Annotated in this window: 16 protein-coding genes; all 16 read left to right on the top strand. The window is 56.2% G+C overall.

Translation table 11 applies throughout. From position 1 onward, the window contains the following. Positions 1–3: 3 nt before the first annotated feature. Entirely contained in the window at positions 4–1,503 is a 1,500-nt protein-coding gene (tssC, locus tag KXR87_RS07010) for a type VI secretion system contractile sheath large subunit (RefSeq protein WP_437431546.1), read from the top strand. A 135-nt stretch (positions 1,504–1,638) separates the two neighbouring features. Further along, positions 1,639–2,049: a Rap1a/Tai family immunity protein gene (locus KXR87_RS07005; RefSeq protein WP_437431545.1), complete on the top strand. Its 411-nt coding sequence runs from the start codon at positions 1,639–1,641 to the stop codon at positions 2,047–2,049. Next, positions 2,046–2,540, top strand: a complete 495-nt coding sequence (locus KXR87_RS07000; protein ID WP_437431544.1) for a T6SS effector amidase Tae4 family protein — start codon at positions 2,046–2,048, stop codon at positions 2,538–2,540. The genes KXR87_RS07005 and KXR87_RS07000 overlap by 4 nt, the downstream gene beginning before the upstream one ends. A gap of 522 nt (positions 2,541–3,062) precedes the next feature. After that, positions 3,063–3,545, top strand: a complete 483-nt coding sequence (locus KXR87_RS06995) for an Hcp family type VI secretion system effector (RefSeq protein ID WP_437431543.1) — start codon at positions 3,063–3,065, stop codon at positions 3,543–3,545. 231 nt (positions 3,546–3,776) lie between these two features. Beyond that, on the top strand, positions 3,777–4,571 hold the full coding sequence (locus KXR87_RS06990; protein WP_437431542.1) for a lysozyme inhibitor LprI family protein: 795 nt from the start codon (positions 3,777–3,779) through the stop codon (positions 4,569–4,571). A gap of 163 nt (positions 4,572–4,734) precedes the next feature. After that, complete coding sequence (tagH, locus tag KXR87_RS06985; RefSeq protein WP_437431541.1) at positions 4,735–6,447, top strand: type VI secretion system-associated FHA domain protein TagH; 1,713 nt, start codon at positions 4,735–4,737, stop codon at positions 6,445–6,447. Next, positions 6,447–7,241 (top strand): PP2C family protein-serine/threonine phosphatase, encoded by a 795-nt coding sequence (locus KXR87_RS06980; protein ID WP_437431540.1) that lies wholly within the window; start codon positions 6,447–6,449, stop codon positions 7,239–7,241. The genes tagH and KXR87_RS06980 overlap by 1 nt, the downstream gene beginning before the upstream one ends. A gap of 21 nt (positions 7,242–7,262) precedes the next feature. Continuing rightward, entirely contained in the window at positions 7,263–8,270 is a 1,008-nt protein-coding gene (locus KXR87_RS06975; protein WP_437431539.1) for a hypothetical protein, read from the top strand. A 142-nt stretch (positions 8,271–8,412) separates the two neighbouring features. Beyond that, on the top strand, positions 8,413–9,225 hold the full coding sequence (locus KXR87_RS06970; RefSeq protein WP_437431538.1) for a type VI secretion system accessory protein TagJ: 813 nt from the start codon (positions 8,413–8,415) through the stop codon (positions 9,223–9,225). After that, positions 9,218–9,784: a type VI secretion system baseplate subunit TssE gene (gene tssE / locus KXR87_RS06965; protein WP_437431537.1), complete on the top strand. Its 567-nt coding sequence runs from the start codon at positions 9,218–9,220 to the stop codon at positions 9,782–9,784. Before KXR87_RS06970 ends, tssE begins: the two co-directional genes overlap by 8 nt. A gap of 2 nt (positions 9,785–9,786) precedes the next feature. Further along, complete coding sequence (gene tssF, locus KXR87_RS06960; protein ID WP_437431536.1) at positions 9,787–11,658, top strand: type VI secretion system baseplate subunit TssF; 1,872 nt, start codon at positions 9,787–9,789, stop codon at positions 11,656–11,658. Beyond that, positions 11,655–12,698: a type VI secretion system baseplate subunit TssG gene (gene tssG, locus KXR87_RS06955; protein WP_437431535.1), complete on the top strand. Its 1,044-nt coding sequence runs from the start codon at positions 11,655–11,657 to the stop codon at positions 12,696–12,698. The genes tssF and tssG overlap by 4 nt, the downstream gene beginning before the upstream one ends. A 40-nt stretch (positions 12,699–12,738) precedes the next feature. After that, entirely contained in the window at positions 12,739–15,351 is a 2,613-nt protein-coding gene (gene tssH / locus KXR87_RS06950; RefSeq protein WP_437431534.1) for a type VI secretion system ATPase TssH, read from the top strand. A gap of 25 nt (positions 15,352–15,376) precedes the next feature. Further along, the gene (locus KXR87_RS06945; RefSeq protein WP_437431533.1) at positions 15,377–16,852 is read left to right on the top strand and encodes a serine/threonine protein kinase; all 1,476 of its coding nucleotides are present in this window, start codon (positions 15,377–15,379) and stop codon (positions 16,850–16,852) included. Positions 16,853–16,891: 39 nt separating this feature from the next. Further along, the gene (locus KXR87_RS06940) at positions 16,892–17,275 is read left to right on the top strand and encodes a DcrB-related protein (protein WP_437431532.1); all 384 of its coding nucleotides are present in this window, start codon (positions 16,892–16,894) and stop codon (positions 17,273–17,275) included. Between the two features lie 94 nt (positions 17,276–17,369). Further along, positions 17,370–17,749 (top strand): contractile injection system protein, VgrG/Pvc8 family (locus KXR87_RS06935; RefSeq protein ID WP_437431531.1); only part of this gene is annotated, 380 nt, incomplete at its 3' end.

The following is a 17,749-nucleotide window of genomic DNA, read 5'->3' as shown; positions in this document are numbered from 1 at the left end:
ATCATGAGCAATCCAGGACAACAGCATGAACTTCAGCGCGAAGAAACCTTCAGCCAGGACGAATTCAGCGCGCTGCTGAACAAAGAGTTCCGCCCGAAAACCGAACAGGCCCGCTCGGCAGTGGAAACGGCGGTGCAGACGCTGGCGCAGCAGGCGCTGGCAAACACCGTGACGTTCTCCTCCGACACCTATCGCACCATTCAGAACCTGATTGCCGGCATTGATGAAAAACTCTCCCGGCAGGTAAACGAGATCCTCCACCATGAGGAATTTCAGAAACTGGAAAGCGCCTGGCGCGGCCTGAGCTATCTGGTTAACAACACTGAAACCGATGAGATGCTGAAAATTCGCTTTATGAGCATCGCGAAACCGGAACTCGGGCGGATGCTGAAGCGCTATAAAGGCGTGGGTTGGGACCAGAGCCCCATCTTCAAAAAGATCTACGAAGAGGAGTATGGTCAGTTCGGGGGCGAACCCTTTGGTTGCCTGGTGGGTGACTACTACTTCGACCATAGCCCGCAGGATGTGGAGATGTTAGGAGAGATGGCGCGTATCGGTGCGGCCGCACACTGTCCTTTTATTACCGGCACGGCGCCGAGCGTGATGCAGATGGAATCCTGGCAGGAGCTCGCCAATCCGCGCGACCTGACCAAAATATTCCAGAACACCGAATATGCCGCCTGGCGCTCTCTGCGGGAATCTGAAGACGCGCGCTATCTGGGGCTGGTCATGCCGCGTTTCCTGTCGCGCCTGCCGTACGGCATTCGCACCAACCCGGTGGACAGCTTCGACTTTGAAGAAGAGACTGACGGCGCTAACCACAGCAACTACTCCTGGGCCAACGCCGCTTACGCGATGGCAACCAATATCAACCGCTCCTTTAAAGAGTTTGGCTGGTGCACCTCAATTCGTGGCGTGGAGTCAGGCGGCGCGGTGGAAAACTTGCCGTGCCATACCTTCCCGAGTGATGACGGTGGGGTAGACATGAAATGCCCGACAGAAATCGCTATCAGCGATCGTCGGGAGGCTGAACTGGCCAAAAATGGCTTTATGCCGTTGATCCATCGTAAAAACTCCGACTTTGCTGCCTTTATCGGCGCACAGTCGCTGCAAAAACCGACCGAGTACCACGATGCTGACGCCACCGCTAACGCCCGGCTGGCATCACGCCTGCCGTATCTCTTTGCCTGCTGCCGTTTCGCGCACTACCTTAAGTGCATCGTGCGCGACAAAATTGGTTCATTCCGTGAGCGCGATGAGATGGAGCGCTGGCTCAACGACTGGGTGATGAACTATGTAGACGGCGATCCGGCAAACTCTTCTCAGGAGACCAAAGCGCGTAAACCGCTGGCGGCCGCCGAAGTACAGGTTCAGGAAATTGAAGATAACCCCGGTTATTACACGGCGAAATTCTTCCTGCGCCCGCACTATCAGCTGGAAGGGCTGACCGTCTCACTGCGCCTGGTGTCAAAACTGCCGTCGCTGAAAACGAAAGAGGCGTAACCGCATCAGGCTGCCGCGGGGTTTCCCGGCAGCCTGGTAAAAGTCATCACTGTTCATGTTGCCTGGCATCAGGCTGATAGCGGTTGTAATGGTAAGCCGCATGATGCCGGCCCTGTTAAGGAGATTTCCCTGAAAATGAGGACAACACGGTCGTCCCTGCTTTTCGTTCTTGCTCTGACCACCATGCTGACCCCGGCGCTGGATGCCTCGGCAGAATCTATTTCGAACAGTACTTTCCCAAAAGATCCTTCGCTGATCTGGCCTGCCAACGTCAACCTGACGGGTGAAAAATTTTTAACGGCATGGCGTTCAGGTGAAGAAAACCCGGAACGTCTGAAAGCTGATTTATATCTGCTGGGGGTGCTGGATGCGACGGAAGGGAAAATCTGGTGTGATTACAAGACGCTTAAAATCTTTACGGTACATGAAGTCGTGCATCGTTATTTTAAGAAGTTACCTCCGGAGCGCTTAAAAGAGCGAGCCTCGACGCTCATTCTTGAAGCGATGATCCAGAATCACGCCTGTCAAAAGGGACCGCAGTCATGAAACCATTGTATGCCCAGCTTAAAAAGAACCATTACTCATCCAATCCCTACCGTCAGGGGTTTGTCGATAGCGAAAATGTGTATCCTGAAATTGGTTACACCCTGGAAGAAATGTTGAAAATGAGCCCTGCATATGAAAATACATGTGCAGTACGGATGAGCCTGGCTCTTTTAAAATGCAACATCACCTTCCAGGGGCGTCTGCCGATTAAAACAGGCCCCTACAAAGGCAAGAAAATTGAAACGGGAGCGAAACTGCTGGCCGATCAGCTTTACCGCCCGGATGTGTTTGGTAAGGCCGAACTCTATTCGGATTTGCAGGAGGCCGCACGCAAACTACAAAATCGCAAAGGGGTGATCTATTTTCATCAAATTGTAGATTATGGTGGCGGGCACATCGATATGCTGGAGCCGGATAAAGATAATATGTTTCAGTGCAACAGCAACTGTTATTTTGACTGCAAAGAAGTCTGGTTTTGGGAGCTGAATTAATTATCCCGGCTGCTGGCGCGTGCAGAGTGAATAAGCGAAGCGCCAGCGCAACTTCAGCACCGATGTCTGAGCCTGCGGTATATCAAAACAAACGCCAACAGCGTGCAGACTAAAAAAAGAAATTTTCCGAGCAAGGCACCTGAAGAACAGGCCATCAACGGTTCGTACTCCAGTACCAGCCAGAGAGAACGGCTGAGATCGATAAATGAATATACGCCAGCGGCGATGGATAGCATCAGCAGCATAAGCAAAACCCTTTTGCTCACGATCGTTACCTTATCTCACATTTATCAACGGTCATGGCCGAAGAATAAAACAACATGCGCGCTAACGCGATGAGTTTTGACGCAAGGTTTCCTGTTACCTGCCTTATGCAGGCGACAAAGAATACTGAATAGTTTAACTATTCAGAACCGAGGCAGAGGTAAAATATGGATGGTTTTATTTGGCCCCATGCTTTCCTTTTTGCCATATAAGTGCTTTTTCGAAAGCAATATTGTTCAACCACGAAGAGTAGATATTATGGCTATTGATATGTTCCTGAAGGTCGACGGTGTGACGGGTGAATCAAAAGATTCTAATCACACTGGATGGACAGATATTACTTCTTTTTCCTGGGGTGCGTCCCAACCGGGAAATATGAGCGTTGGCGGCGGCGGTGGTGCCGGTAAAGTTAACTTCAACGATCTTCATATTAATGCGCTCATTGATAAGGCCACGACGGCTATTCTCAAACACTGCGCCAGCGGTAAACACTTAAGCAAAGTGGAATTGTCCGTCTGCAAAGCGGGTGGGCAGCAGGTGGAATATGCACGTATTACACTGGAAGAAGTTCTGGTGACGTCTGTGCAATATACCGGTGCCGATAATGGTGATACCGTCGGCGTAACCTATGCCTTCCAGGCAGCGAAAGTGAAACAACAATACTGGGAGCAATCTTCCGCAGGTGGTAAAGGTGCGGAAACCAGCTCAGGCTGGAACATTAAAGAGAACAAAGAAGCGTAATACGTATTAATGTATGACGTGCTAACAGGCCAGGGGAATGCCTGGCCTTAAATACTTTATAAAAAGCTATTCTGTTTAAGTGTGTTGGCGCATGAGCCCGCCGCTTAACCAGCCGCGGCGTTATTGCCTCAAAAGAGAGATGTGATGAGGCGTAATTGCGCGCAGATATACCTTGCTGCTGGCCCCGTTTATCACGGGTATGGCACCCTGATTACAAAGTGAACATAAGAGATGAACGTGCCGAAAGTCGTTACCCTCGCCCTTATCCTGAACGCGGGCTTTTTCACGGCCAGTAGTCTGGCAGTTACTGAAAAATCACCGCTCGGCGTCTGGCAGGTTTCTGACGTAGCGATTAACGATCTCTCCGGGCGAACGCTGACCTATGAGAGTGATGACGATCGGCTGGTCGGGCGCTTTTTAACACTCACTCCCGATGCGATCGCAACAGACTTACCCAGTGGTGCGCATTGCCAGTCGCCATCGTATACACAAAAAAATGAAAAACTCGATACCTGGATTACCAGGGTATTTGGGACCGGTGACGATGCGAATGCTAAAAATTATGGGCTTGGCATCGCCGGCGCTGAACAGGCGGTCGTCACCACCCTCGACTGTAAAACGGGGCAGTTCACCAATGGTGATGGCAACACGCCGGTCGATATTGTCTTCGCGGGCAATAAGGTGCTACTGAACTGGACAGATGGCACGATTCTGAGCCTGAAAGCGGTAGAACAGCATGGCAAACCCGTCGCATCCTTCAGTTGCGATAACGCCGCGACAGCGAGCGAAAAAGCCATTTGTGACAATCCTTCCCTGGCCTCACTTGATGTCAGCGTATCACGCGCATGGAAGAGATATCGCAAGGAAGCCGCCCGACTCAACAAGAGCGACCTGCAGGCTTCCCTGATTAGCGGGCAAAAAGCATGGCTGGCGCAACGAAATGGCTGCGCCGACGATAAAACCTGCCTGCAGAAATCCATGCAGGATCGGCTTGAGGTGCTGTCTCACAGCCTGGATGCGTTCTGAATCCTTGCGCGTCGGCCACGGAAAAGCTTGCGCGCCGAAACCTGTACCTGAACCGGTTCCAGAATGACCGGTCCAGCAAAACTTGACTCTCCAGACAGGCAAACGCCACCGTTTAAGGCAAATTTCGCCGTTTGAGCGCGAATAACTCCAGCAGGAAAACGCTATGCGATTCACAATAGTCACCAATAAACCCGGCCATCAACCCGTGCAAAGCCGCTGCGATTTTTACCCGCCGGGGGGCACCATTGGCCGGGGAACCGACAACAATCTGGTCTTGCCCGATAACGATCGGGCCATTTCCCGCTTACAGGCTATTGTCCATATTTCGGGGAACGGAGAGTGCCGTATCACCAACCGTGGCAACGTAACACGCGTGGTGCTGAATGATATTCCGCTGGAGCGCGGGCGCCAGGTGGAGTTACAGGATGGTGATATTCTTGGCATTGACGAATACCGAATTGAAGTCAGTGATCTTATCCTTGATACGCAGCCGGTAAGCCGTATGGCTGCCAACGTACAGGCTGGACTGACGCCGGAGCCCTTGCCCGAAGAAACCAGCAAAACAGAGGCGACGCCTGCCGCCGTGCCCACCGAAATCTGGGACAGCCTGATGCAGGAGTTTTCCATCTCGGACAGCATCTCCCGCGGGCGGGCCAAACCGCAGGACACCCCGGCGGCAAACCCTTTTGCCGCTCCGGATGCCCCGGAACGTAACCCGGAAGATCCGCTCGCTCTGCTGGGTAAAGCGGATCCAGTCATCGCGCCGCGCACGGTAAACACGGACACTCTCTTTACCGACGACACACCGTTTAAAGGTGACAGCATTTTTGCTGATGCCACCCCCTCGACTCTGGTACCGCCCACAGGGCAGCCCGCGGCTGACAACCACGCCACGCAGGATGAACTCGATCCCCTGGCGCTGTTCGGCGGTGCAGGCGGTGGGGCAGCAACCACCCGCGACGATGATCCCCTTGGCCTGCTCAGCGGTGCCGTGCCGCTGGCGCATACTGACGACATCCTGCCAGCTGGGTCGCCGCAACCGGAATCGCAACCCAGAGCGGAAGAACCTGAGGTGATGCAGACGGCGCAGAGCGCAGAGGTGCCCCCGTTCAGCGAGCCACTGCCTGACTATGTGCCGATCACGCTCCCCACACCGCAAACGGTACAGCGGGCGGCGGTACAGACGCCGAAAGGGCGCTTACGCATCGACCCGGTGCGCAGTGAGTCTGCCCCTGCGTCAGGAAACGACAGTGGTGATGTTCTGAAGGGCGAACTGCTCGATGCCCTGCTCGAAGGGATGGGGCTTGGCGACATGCAGCCAACGCCACAGTTTGACAAAGAAAATATGCGCCAGCTCGGGCAGATGCTCAGTATGTTCTCTCAGGGCACGGTGGCGCTGCTCTCGTCACGTTCCATTCTGAAGCGTGGCGTCAAGGCCGACATGACGATGGTGTTAGACGACGCCAATAACCCTTTCAAACTCCTGCCGTCCGGTAAAACCGTGTTGATGCAGATGTACGGCACCCGTATGCCGGGCTTTATGCCGCCGAAAAAATCCGTTCGTGACGCTCTCATTGACCTTCAGGCACACCAGTTAGGCATGATTTCCGGCATCCGCGCCATTATCGCGGCCATGTTGCAGTCCTTTAATCCTGAGTTGCTGGAAGAAGAGGCAAAACGGGACGGTTCCCTGGCACGTCTTGGCATGCTTTCCAACCGTAAGGCGGCATTGTGGGACTACTTTGTACGCCGTTATGCCGAGACGGCCGGTGAGATTGATGACGACTTCCATACTCTGTTTGGCGAAGCCTTCCTGCACGCCTACGACATGGAGGTAAACCAGTACAAAGACTCACAGAGCGGATCGGAAGAATAATGAATATCAGCACAGCCTCCCTCTCCCGACAGGGCGGACGATCCAGCAACCAGGATCAGACCGGCGAAACCATTGGCGATCGCGCGGCCTGCTTTGTGGTCTGCGATGGTATCGCTGGCCTGCCCGGTGGCGATGTGGCGGCCGCCCTGGCCCGCAACGCCATTATTACTGGCTTCGACGGTGAAAAGCACCTCAATGCGCAGTCCATCCGCCACTATGTAAATGGTGCTAATCAGGCTATCCGCACCGAGCAGAAAGCAGGAGATGAAAACGCCCGGATGGGCACCACCCTGGTCAGTCTCTTCATTGACCGGGATTTTCATCTGGCCTACTGGGCGCATGCCGGTGACAGCCGTTTATATCTCTTTCGCCGTGGGTGGCTCTACCACGTCACCACCGATCACAGTCTGGTTCAGCAAATGAAAGACGCAGGTCATCAGACGGAGGGGATAAACAGCAACTTACTCTATTTCGCGCTGGGTCTGGGTGACGATCAGCGCGAAGCCAGCTACAGCGATGTGGTGCCTATTGAGGATGGTGACGTATTTTTACTCTGCACCGATGGCTTCTGGCATGGGGTAAGTGAAGAGCTGATGAAGCAGTCACTGCATATGGTCAATACCCCTGGTGACTGGCTGACGCTAATGAATCAGATCCTGCTGCGAAACAACGTGGAGAGCGATGGCCAGCAGGATAACTACAGCGCGGTGGCCGTATGGGTTGGCGCACCGCAGGATACGACGCTCCTGCACTCACTGGCGCAAGCGGCGCAATTTCTCCCTCTTCGTGACTGATACAGACTGACAAGGATTTTTATGAAACGTTGGCTTCCGGGTTTGGCACTGCTGACCGTGGGTTTTTGTGCCCAGGCGGAAAATTATCGCATTGTGCAATCCCCCTCGCAAAAACTGGATATCTGGATCGACAACATTGTGGATAACTCGCCTCAAAGCTGGTGTGCGAAGACCTTACCGCTGCGTATCGTCGCCAACGGCGACAAGAAAGTCACTGTGCTTGACACCTTTATGCCGCGTCTCGGCGCACTGCTGGAGAACCAGTGTGGCGCGCTTACCCAGGTCAACTGGAAAATGACGGATGCAAAAAACGTCACGCTGGCAGAGGGGACGGCAAAAAAATCCAAAGACTGGGTGCCTGAAGTCGCCACCCCTGCCACAAGCGACACCCCCGTGACGCCAGACGCTACCGTACCAACGACCGCGCCCGCTTATACCCTCCCGGAAGGTCGACCGGAGGAGATGTCCGTGGCGGCAAATCGCACGCCCTGGCAGGAGTTCACCATGCATGACGGCTGTCATTTACGCACTTACTGGCAGGGCGACAGCAGCACCTCCGCACTCTTCATTCCGGCTAAAGAGGATGGAAAGTGTGAAAAGGGCGGCTGGCTCAACGGCCGCAGCGAAGTGGTTCAACTGAGCAAAGAGGGTGAAAAAAGAGTATCCATGACCTTTGTGCACGGTTTTCCGGTAAGCGGCCTTAACCAAAGCGCGGATGCCGATCGACTGCTGATCACGACGGTTAATAATGAGCGCATGGTGGTCAGCGAAGGGCGTTCCGGTCAGAGCTGGATGCTGCTGCCTTATGATGCCAGCCTGAATGCCTGGCAGGCAAACGGCACCATCGCCGTGGAGGTGCCCCGGGAACTGCTCAGCGATGAGGGGCGTCTGCGCGCCCGTCTTGACGAAGTCCGTGAAAACTGGACCCCGTGGTTTGCACCGGGAACGCGCCTTAACATCGTGCTGATTGATGCGTTGCGCCCGCAGTTACGCGACCCGGCGGTAGGCAAATACACGCCGACGCATTAATCCCTGTCCGACATCTTCCCCTCATCCTGACGCATCGGCGCAGGACGAGGGGACAAAGGGGCACATTCTGGCGCCTTGCCCGCTGTCTCAGGCAGAGGGTAACCACGACTCACCATGCCTAATCCAACCCACTGGAGCGTTTATGAATACGCTTGAAGCACTACTCGCAGGGGATTCCCTGAAGGTAAGCCTGGAGAATCTGGAAAACCAAATTCGTACGCGACCTGCCGACGCAGACCTGCGCGCGGCGTTTGTCCAGCTGCTGTGTCTGGAAGGGAACTGGTCACGCGCGCTGGCGCAGTTGAAAAGCTGGCTGGCACTTACCCCGCAGGCGCAGCCCACCATTACCCTGCTTGAGCAGGCGATTAACGGCGAAAAAGTGCGTGCAGACGTTTTAGCAGGCCGGGCGCGTCCCATGATGCCAGCCCACCAGTGGCCGTGGCTGGAGACGATGGTCGCCTCTCTGGCAGACGCAGGGGCTGAGGCCAGCGCGCGGCGAATGATGGCGCTTGAACACGCCGATGCGGTTGCCGGCGAGTTAACGCTGCACAACGGCGAGACCCGGCGTTTTGACTGGCTCATGGATGGCGACTGTCGCTTTGGACCGGTGTGTGAAACCATCGTTAATGGCCGCTACTGCTGGCTACCCTTCAGCGCCATTGAACAGATGACCTTTCAGCCGCCTGCAAGCGTAACCGATCTGGTATGGCGTCATACGCTGATTCGTTTACAGGATGGCAGCGAACAGGTCTGCCAGATCCCGGTTCGCTACCCGTTCGACGCCGGGGCTGAGGACCGTTTCCGTTTGTCACGCACCACCGAGTGGCTGGCGGTGTCCGCTGATGAGACGCACTACCTGGGACAGGGGCAAAAAGTCTGGCTGAACGATACCGCTGAGTTTCCGCTGCTTGACCTGGCGGTCGTCTCTTTTGATGAGGCAACCGACCATGAGTAACCCGGCACAGGATGACAGTAACCTGCTGCATAACGGCTGGCGGGCAAGACGGGACAAAGAGAACGTCAGCAGCCGGGACAAAATGCAGCCTTCGCTGCTGGACAGACTCACCGACGACGCGCCGGAAAAGCGTCAGGAACCGCGTAACAGCACGCTGATTGCGCACGCCGCGCTGCGTCGCCACGTACTTCGCGATCTGCAATGGCTGTTCAACACCATCAATAACGAAGCGCAAAACGATCTCAGTGGCCTGCACCACGTTCGCCGTTCGGTGGTGAATTTTGGTGTCGCACCGCTGGCTGGTAAACGGATGTCTGATATTGAATGGCAGGATATCCAGCAGAAACTCACGCAGGCCATCCTCCATTTCGAACCGCGGATCCTGCCTCAGGGGTTGTCGGTACGTTGCATCTCCGATACCCAGTCTCTGGATCTGCATAACGTGTTGTCGATAGAAATTAAAGGTCGCCTGTGGTGCGTTCCCTATCCGCTGACCTTTCTTTTCCGTACCGATGTGGATCTGGAAAACGGCCATTTCGAATTAAGGGATGAAGGGTAAGTATGGAAAGCAAACTGCTCGAATACTATAACCGCGAACTGGCGTGGCTGCGGGAGATGGGCCAGGAGTTCGCCGGGCGTTATCCAAAGGTGGCGGGGCGTCTGGGCATGAACGGCATGGATGTGGCCGACCCTTACGTTGAGCGTCTGATGGAAGGGTTTGCCTTTCTGACTTCCCGTGTGCAGCTCAAAATGGACGCCGAGTTTCCGCGCTTCTCCGAACGTTTGATGGAGATGATTGCCCCCAATTATCTGGCTCCCACTCCCTCTATGGCGATTGCTGAATTTCAGCCTGATGCCATGAAGGGCGATTTAAGCAAAGGGTTTGTGGTTCCGAGGGGGACCATGATGGACAGCCAGGCGCTGAAAAAAAACGGTGTCACCTGCAGTTACACCACCGCCCATGATGTCACTCTGTTGCCGCTCTCCATTACGCTCACTGAGCTTGGTGGCGTTCCGGCGGATCTGCCACTGGCCCGCTGCGGACTTTCGCAAAGCGGCGCGGCCAGTGCGCTGCGTATTCGCCTCTCCTGTGAGGGGGCCACAAAACTGGCTCATCTCGACTTCGATCGGGTGTCATTTTTTTTAAGCGGGCCGGACATGCAGGCGCTACAACTGCTGGAACTGCTGATGGCGCATCAGGTTGGGGCGGTTGCGCTCATCCCCGGTAGCGACAACGCGCCGATATCCCTTGGCACCGGGGCGCTGCGTCACGAAGGTTTTGACTCCGATCAGGCGTTGCTACCTGAAGATTTACGCAACTTTGATGGCTACCGTTTGCTGCAGGAGTATTTCGCCTTTCCGTCACGGTTTCTGTTTTTCAGTATTCAGGGTCTGCGCCCGCTGCTGGCAGACTGCAAAGAGGCGAAGTCGTTTGACATCATAATCCTGCTGGATAAAGCCGATGCGCAACTGGAGCGGGTGGTCGATAAAAGCCATCTGGCGTTGCACTGCACGCCGGTTATCAATCTGTTCAGTAAAACGGCGGAGCGGCAAAAGCTGCAGGAGAACCAGTATGAGTACCATCTGGTGGTGGACAACATCCGCCCGCTGGATTACGAAATTTATGCAGTAAACAAAATCTACGCCAGCCGCGACGGGCAGCGTGATGACCAGATTTTTCGCCCGTTCTGGCGCAGCGTGAATCAGGATGATGGTAACTACGGAGCCTACTTTTCATTGCGTCGGGAGCAGCGCGCGCTCTCTGAGCATGCCCAGCGTTACGGCACCCGCACCGGATATATGGGATCAGAAGTGTTTGCCTCGCTGGTTGATGAACAGCACGCTCCCTGGGATGAAAGTCTGCGCTATATCACCGCCGACGTCCTTTGTACCAGCCGCGATCTGCCTTTGTTGTTACAACAGGAGCTGGGGCAGTTTGTGCTTCCCGATTCGCTGCCCGTAAAAACGCCGCGCCTGCGCAAAGGCCCGACGCCTCCGCGTCCCGCCCTGGCCGAAGGGCTGAGTACCTGGCAACTGATAAGCCAGCTGCAGATGAACTATTTAAGCCTGATGGACGGTGAGGATGGACAGGGGGCTGCAGCGTTACGCCAGTTGCTTGGACTCTATACCCGGCTGGCAGAAGCCCCGGTGGCGCGACAGATTGAAGGGGTACGCGAATGCCTCCTGCAGCCGGTACACCGGCGGGTGCCTGAACCGGGTCCGATCGTTTTTGCCCGCGGGGTTGGCATCAGCCTGACGGTTGATGAACAGGCCTTTTCCGGCTTCAGCCCCTGGTTATTTGGTAGCGTTCTGGAGCGCGTGTTTTCGCGCCTTGTGGCGATGAACAGTTTCACCGAGTTTACCCTGAACAGTCTGCAACGGGGTGAAATTGGCTACTGGCCCCCACGGATGGGCAAGAGGGCATTACTATGACCGATGTCGTCACACCTCATGCTGCTATCCGGCGTGCGAGAGCCTTACCTGACGGTTTCTGGCAAAACGTCATGGTGGCGCCCTGGCGTTACGATCTCTTCAGTTTGCTACGGCGCATCGACGCGCAGGCAGGAGAACGTTATCCCCTCGGACGCGCACCGCTACCGCGCTTTGAGCCGTTACGTATCGGGCAAAAGCCTTCGCTGGGTTTTGCCCCTTCAACCCTGGCCGGGGTGAGCAGACGGGACGCCTCGACGCTTTATGATGTATCTATTCTGAGTTTTGGTCTCTTCGGGCCGAATGGCCCACTGCCGGTACATTTAACGGAGTATGCACGTGAGCGTATCGATCATCATCAGGATGAGAGCTTAACGGCATTCACCGATCTTTTTCATCACCGCCTGACCTTACTGTTCTACCGTGCCTGGGCCGATGCGCAGCCTACGGTCTCACTGGATCGTGCCGACAATCGCCGCTTTGAACAGTATGTTGCCTCCTTAATCGGCATGGGCCAGCCCGGGCAACTGCACAAAGGCAGTCTCAGCCCCCACGCGCGTTTTGCGCTGGCAGGCCACCTGACCCGTAACGGACGCGATCCTGAAGGGCTGGAAAAAATTCTCCGTCACTATTTTGGTGTACCGGTCAGGGTCGTTGAAAACGTGCCGCAATGGATGCCGCTGAGCCCACGTGAGCGGGCGCGATTGCAGGGGGGGCGTCATGCCCCTCGGCTGGGCGAATCGGCCTTTCTCGGCGAAGCCGTTCGCGACGTTACGCACTGTTTTCGTATCGATATCGGCCCCCTGAACCAGGCCTCCTACCGCCAGTTTTTGCCCGGCAATGATGCGGAAAAGCGCGTGCGTGACTGGGTCCGCCAGTATCTTGGCATTGAATATAAATGGTCACTGCGCGTGTGGTTACAACATGAGGATGTCACCGGGGCGGCGCTGGGCGGCAGCGAACGTCTTGGCTACAGCGCCTGGCTTGGTACGCAGCCGCAGGCCGTTCCACGCGGCGATTTGGTTTTCAGCCCGGAGCACTGAGCTCCGTCCAACGCAATTTCATTCATTCACGGAATCGATCATGTCAGAAATTAGCCGTGCCGTGCTTTTCGGCAAACTGGATACGCTGTTATTTACTTCGCTGGAAAGTGCTACGTCGTTTTGCAAACTGCGCGGTAATCCTTATGTGGAACTGGTCCACTGGCTGCATGCGCTGATGCAGCAGGAGAGGGGCGACCTGCAACAGGTCATTCACCATTTCAATCTCAGTGAAGAGGAGCTCAGTCGCGATATCATTCGGGCCCTGGACGCCCTGCCGCGCGGAGCCACATCGGTTTCCGATCTCTCGGAGCATATTGATACCGCCGTGGAGCGCGCCTGGGTCTACGGTTCACTGAAATTTGGCGTGACCCGCATTCGTGGCGGGCATCTGCTGATTGGCCTGTTGAAAACCTGGAGCCTGGCAACGGTGCTCAAAGGCATCTCTCCGCAGTTTGAGCGTATTCGTGTCGATACGTTACTGGACGATTTCGACCAGATTTTTGCGCAGAGCAAAGAGGCGACGCAAACCTTCACTGCGCCGGAGAACAGCGCGGCGGTACCCGCGCAGAAGGGGAGCCTGGCGCAGTACGGTCAGGATCTCACGGCCAGGGCGCGTGAAGGTAAAATTGATCCGGTCGTCGGACGTGACGAAGAGATCCGCCAGATGATCGACATCTTAATGCGACGCCGGCAGAACAACCCTCTGCTGACAGGGGAAGCCGGGGTCGGTAAAACCGCAGTCGTAGAGGGGCTGGCGCTGCGTATTGCCGCCGGTGACGTGCCTGAGCCGCTGCGCGACGTGGAACTCTGGCTGCTCGATATCGGCATGTTGCAGGCCGGGGCAAGCATGAAAGGCGAATTCGAAGCGCGCCTTCAGGGGCTCATTAATGAGGTCCAGTCCAGCCCGACGCCAGTAATGCTGTTTATTGACGAGATCCACACGCTGATTGGCGCTGGTGGTCAGCAGGGTACAGGGGACGCCGCTAACCTGCTCAAACCTGCGCTGGCCCGTGGGCAGCTACGCACCATTGGCGCGACTACCTGGGCTGAGTATAAAAAATACATTGAGAAAGATCCGGCGCTGACCCGGCGTTTCCAGACCGTGCAGGTGGCGGAGCCGGACGAAGAAAAAGCGGTACTGATGTTACGCAGCACTGTCTCCGCACTGGAAACACACCACCGCGTGCTGCTGCTTGATGAGGCCGTTGTCGCTGCCGTTAAGCTTTCACATCGTTACATTCCCGCACGTCAGTTGCCGGATAAAGCCGTCGCCCTGCTGGATACCGCCTGTGCACGGGTCGCCGTCAGCCAGAGCTCGCCGCCGCCGATGCTGGAAGATTGCCTGAACCGCATTGCGGCGCTGGAGGTGGAAATCGATATTGCCAGCCGCGAGCAGCGTATGGCAGCAGGCGACGGAGCACGCGTCGTGCAGTTGCAAGCCGCACGCACGGCGCTGGAAGCCGAACGGGACAGACTGACGCAGAGCTGGCAGCAGGAGCAGGCGCTGGTGGATGACATTATCCGCATGCGCGCGCAGTTACGCGATGAAAGCGACCCGTCGCCTGACGCGCTGCGGGAAACGCTGGCGCAGAGCCTGCGGGCACTGCGGGAGATGCAGAGCGACACGCCGCTGCTCTTTGCCTCCGTCGATGCCAATATTGTGGCCGCCGTGGTCGCCGACTGGACCGGTATTCCGCTGGGGCGGATGGTGAAAAATGAGATAGACGCGGTGCTCAGGCTGGCGGATACGCTGGGAGAGCGGGTTATTGGTCAGCAGCACGGGCTGGAGCTGATTGCCCGCCGTGTACGCACCTCGCGTGCGCGTCTGGACGATCCGAACAAGCCCGTCGGCGTGTTTATGCTTTGTGGTCCATCGGGGGTGGGTAAAACCGAAACCGCACTGGCGCTGGCAGAGTCGCTCTACGGCGGTGAGCAAAACATCATTACCATCAACATGAGTGAATTCCAGGAAGCGCACACGGTATCGACCCTGAAAGGCGCGCCTCCGGGATATGTTGGTTACGGTGAAGGCGGCGTACTCACCGAAGCCGTGCGTCGTCGTCCTTATAGCGTGGTCCTGCTGGATGAGATCGAAAAAGCGCACCCGGACGTGCATGAGATCTTCTTCCAGGTATTTGATAAAGGCTGGATGGAGGATGGCGAAGGACGGCACATCGATTTTCGCAATACCATCATCATCCTGACCTCTAACGTGGGTACGGAGTACATCACGAACCTGTGTGCTGACCCTGAGCTCCTGCCGGACCCTGAGACGCTGCGTGACGGGCTGCGCCAGCCGTTGCTTCAGGTTTTCCCCCCGGCGCTGCTGGGTCGTCTGCTGGTGGTGCCTTACTATCCGCTCAGCGACACCATGCTCGCACAGATTGTGCGCCTGCAGCTGAAACGTATTCAACGACGCCTGGCCGATAATCACGGGATTGTCTGCGAGGTGGACGACAGCGTGGTGACGCAGATAGTCCAGCGCTGTACCGATGTCGAATCGGGTGGCCGTATGGTGGATGCCATTCTGACCAATACGCTCCTGCCACAAATGAGCCAGATTTTACTGGATGCCAGCGCGCGTGATGAGCGTTTCCGGCAGCTACGTATTACCTTTGAACAGGGCGAATTCCAGTGTGAATTTGCGGCCTGATGCAACAACCAGGAGAGTTTGACTAATGACGGAAAATGATAACAACCGGACGGTACCGAACGCGTTGCCACCCGGCTACCGCTTCAATGAGTTCGAAATCAAAGAGGTGATTGGCGGGGGCGGGTTCGGCATTGTCTATCGTGCCTGGGATCATCAGCTTGAGCGCACTATAGCTATCAAAGAGTTCATGCCCTCTTCTTTAGCGGTACGAAACGATGATATGACGCTGGTCTTACGCAGCGACCGCTTCAGTAAAGCCTTTTCTGCCGGGTTAAACAGTTTCATTCAGGAAGCGCGACTGCTGGCCCGCTTTAACCATCCCAACCTGCTGCACGTGCTCCGTTTCTGGGTTCAGAACGACACTGCCTACATGGGCACCGTATTTTACAGCGGTACAACATTGTCGCGCCTGCGGGAGAAATCCCCCCACGTTGTCGACGAGGCGTGGATTCGCCGTATGCTGCCCATGCTGCTGGGGGCAATCAAAACTATTCACGACGAAGGCTATCTGCACCGGGATATTTCCCTGGATAATATTCAGATCCAGGATAACGGCCTGCCCGTACTCCTTGATTTTGGCTCCGCACGCCGCAGCATAGGCTCGGTTTCCGATGAAACTGAGACCATGTTGCGCCCCGGGTTTGCTCCCATCGAACAGTACACCGACGATAACGAGAGCGAGCAGGGGCCGTGGACAGACATCTATGCGCTGGGCGCGGTACTTCACACGCTGATTGTCGGCTCCCCGCCGCCGGTCAGCGTGGTGCGCAGTATTCAGGATGGCTACCAGCCGTTAATAAGCCGCCATCTGCCGGGGTATTCGGCGCCATTACTGATCGCGGTAGATAAAGCCCTGTCGTTGAAGATGGAAGACAGGCCGCAAACCATCGATGAGTTCGCCGCCCTGATCGAGATGCCCGTCGCCGGGATGAATGACGTGGTAAGCGTTAAAAAGCCCGGCACCATGCTGGTGCCCGTTGAAGAGGTGGAAGAAAAACCGGGCATGCTGGACTGGCGACGTTACAAGGTGCCAGGGCTGATAGCCGCAGGGGTGCTGGTTGGGTTAATTGCCGGTGGGATCCTCTTCCATCAGGACTCCGCGCCGGAGAGTACGACCGCGCAGGCCGACCACAGCCCGTCAGAGGAGGCACCGGTTGCAGGTACCGCCACGACGCCTGAACCCGCACAACCGCCGGTCAGTGCTACCGCGCAGAACACACCGCCCGCAACAGCGCCAGGCCAGCCAGAACCCGTCGTGCAGCCGTCGGCTGCCGTCGCGCCGCAAGCACCTGTAGCCCAGGTCTACGTGCGGATGAACGAAGGGGAAACCCTCTCGCTTAATGGTGAAGCACAGTCGGTCAGCCCCGCGACCAGCGGTTTTGCGACCGTAAAATTGCCGCCCGGACGCTATGAGCTTGTGCTTCAGGGTAACGGCCAGTCCCGTAGCCAGACACTGACGATAGCCAGCGCCGGAACCTGGCTTGTGAACCCGCAGCGGTGACTTACTCTCAACGGCATTGCGCAATGATGCTAAGAATAAATGATGAATGTACTCAGACAAAGCCATGATGGCAGTGGCGGATTTACCTTTGTCGTCTCACGCACGCGTGCGGAGCCTGACGATAAAGTGCATGACATTGCTGCCCGTACCCTACGTGAACTGAATGAAACGCTGACGGACTTCTATCTTGAATCAACGCAAATGCTGACGGTGGATAGCTATCCTGCTTTTGAACTCTTTTACCAGTTCAGAAATGACAATCACATCATCTTCCAGCGCCAGACCCTTATCCTTATCGACTCGCCAAATGGCGAAAAGAAACTGGTGAGCTATGTGGCGACCTGCATGGATGAGTTCAGCCTTCACCACCAGCAGCAGTATCAGGACACCATTCAGGGGATTAAATTTCATCGCGGAAAGTAGCCCCTTACCCCTTCACCCCGACGCGTCGGGAGGAGGGGGTAGGCGCACCGTCCGCTGGTCATTGTGAACGATATAACTTTTCGGATGCACTGATATGTTTAATCGTATAACCGTACAACTCCCGGTTGAGGGGCTGCTTTTCTGGAAACTCTCCGGGCGGGAAGCCCTGTCAGAGCCGTTTGCGCTGGAGCTGACGCTGCTTGGCACTGATGCGCGCCTGGAGCGCAGTCAGTTGCTCGGTCAGTCTGCGACCGTCTCCATCCCGACCCGGACGGCGGGGGCCCCGCGCTATCTTAACGGGAAAATCACCCGTGTGGCGGTGAGTGCCGTGGAGCTTTCCGGCACCCGCTATGCGGTGTACCAGCTTACCGTTGAACCGGACCTGTGGCCGATGAAGCGTGACCGCAATCTGCGCATTTTCCAGGGTCAGACGGCGGTGCAGATAGTGAAAACGCTGCTGGGTGAATATCAGGT

It is taken from the genome of Yokenella regensburgei (assembly GCF_051486985.1).
In the GTDB taxonomy this organism is placed as follows: Bacteria; Pseudomonadota; Gammaproteobacteria; order Enterobacterales; family Enterobacteriaceae; genus CBFFRJ01.
Note: the sequence above shows the minus strand (reverse complement) of the source record. Positions and strands in the feature narration are given on the sequence as shown.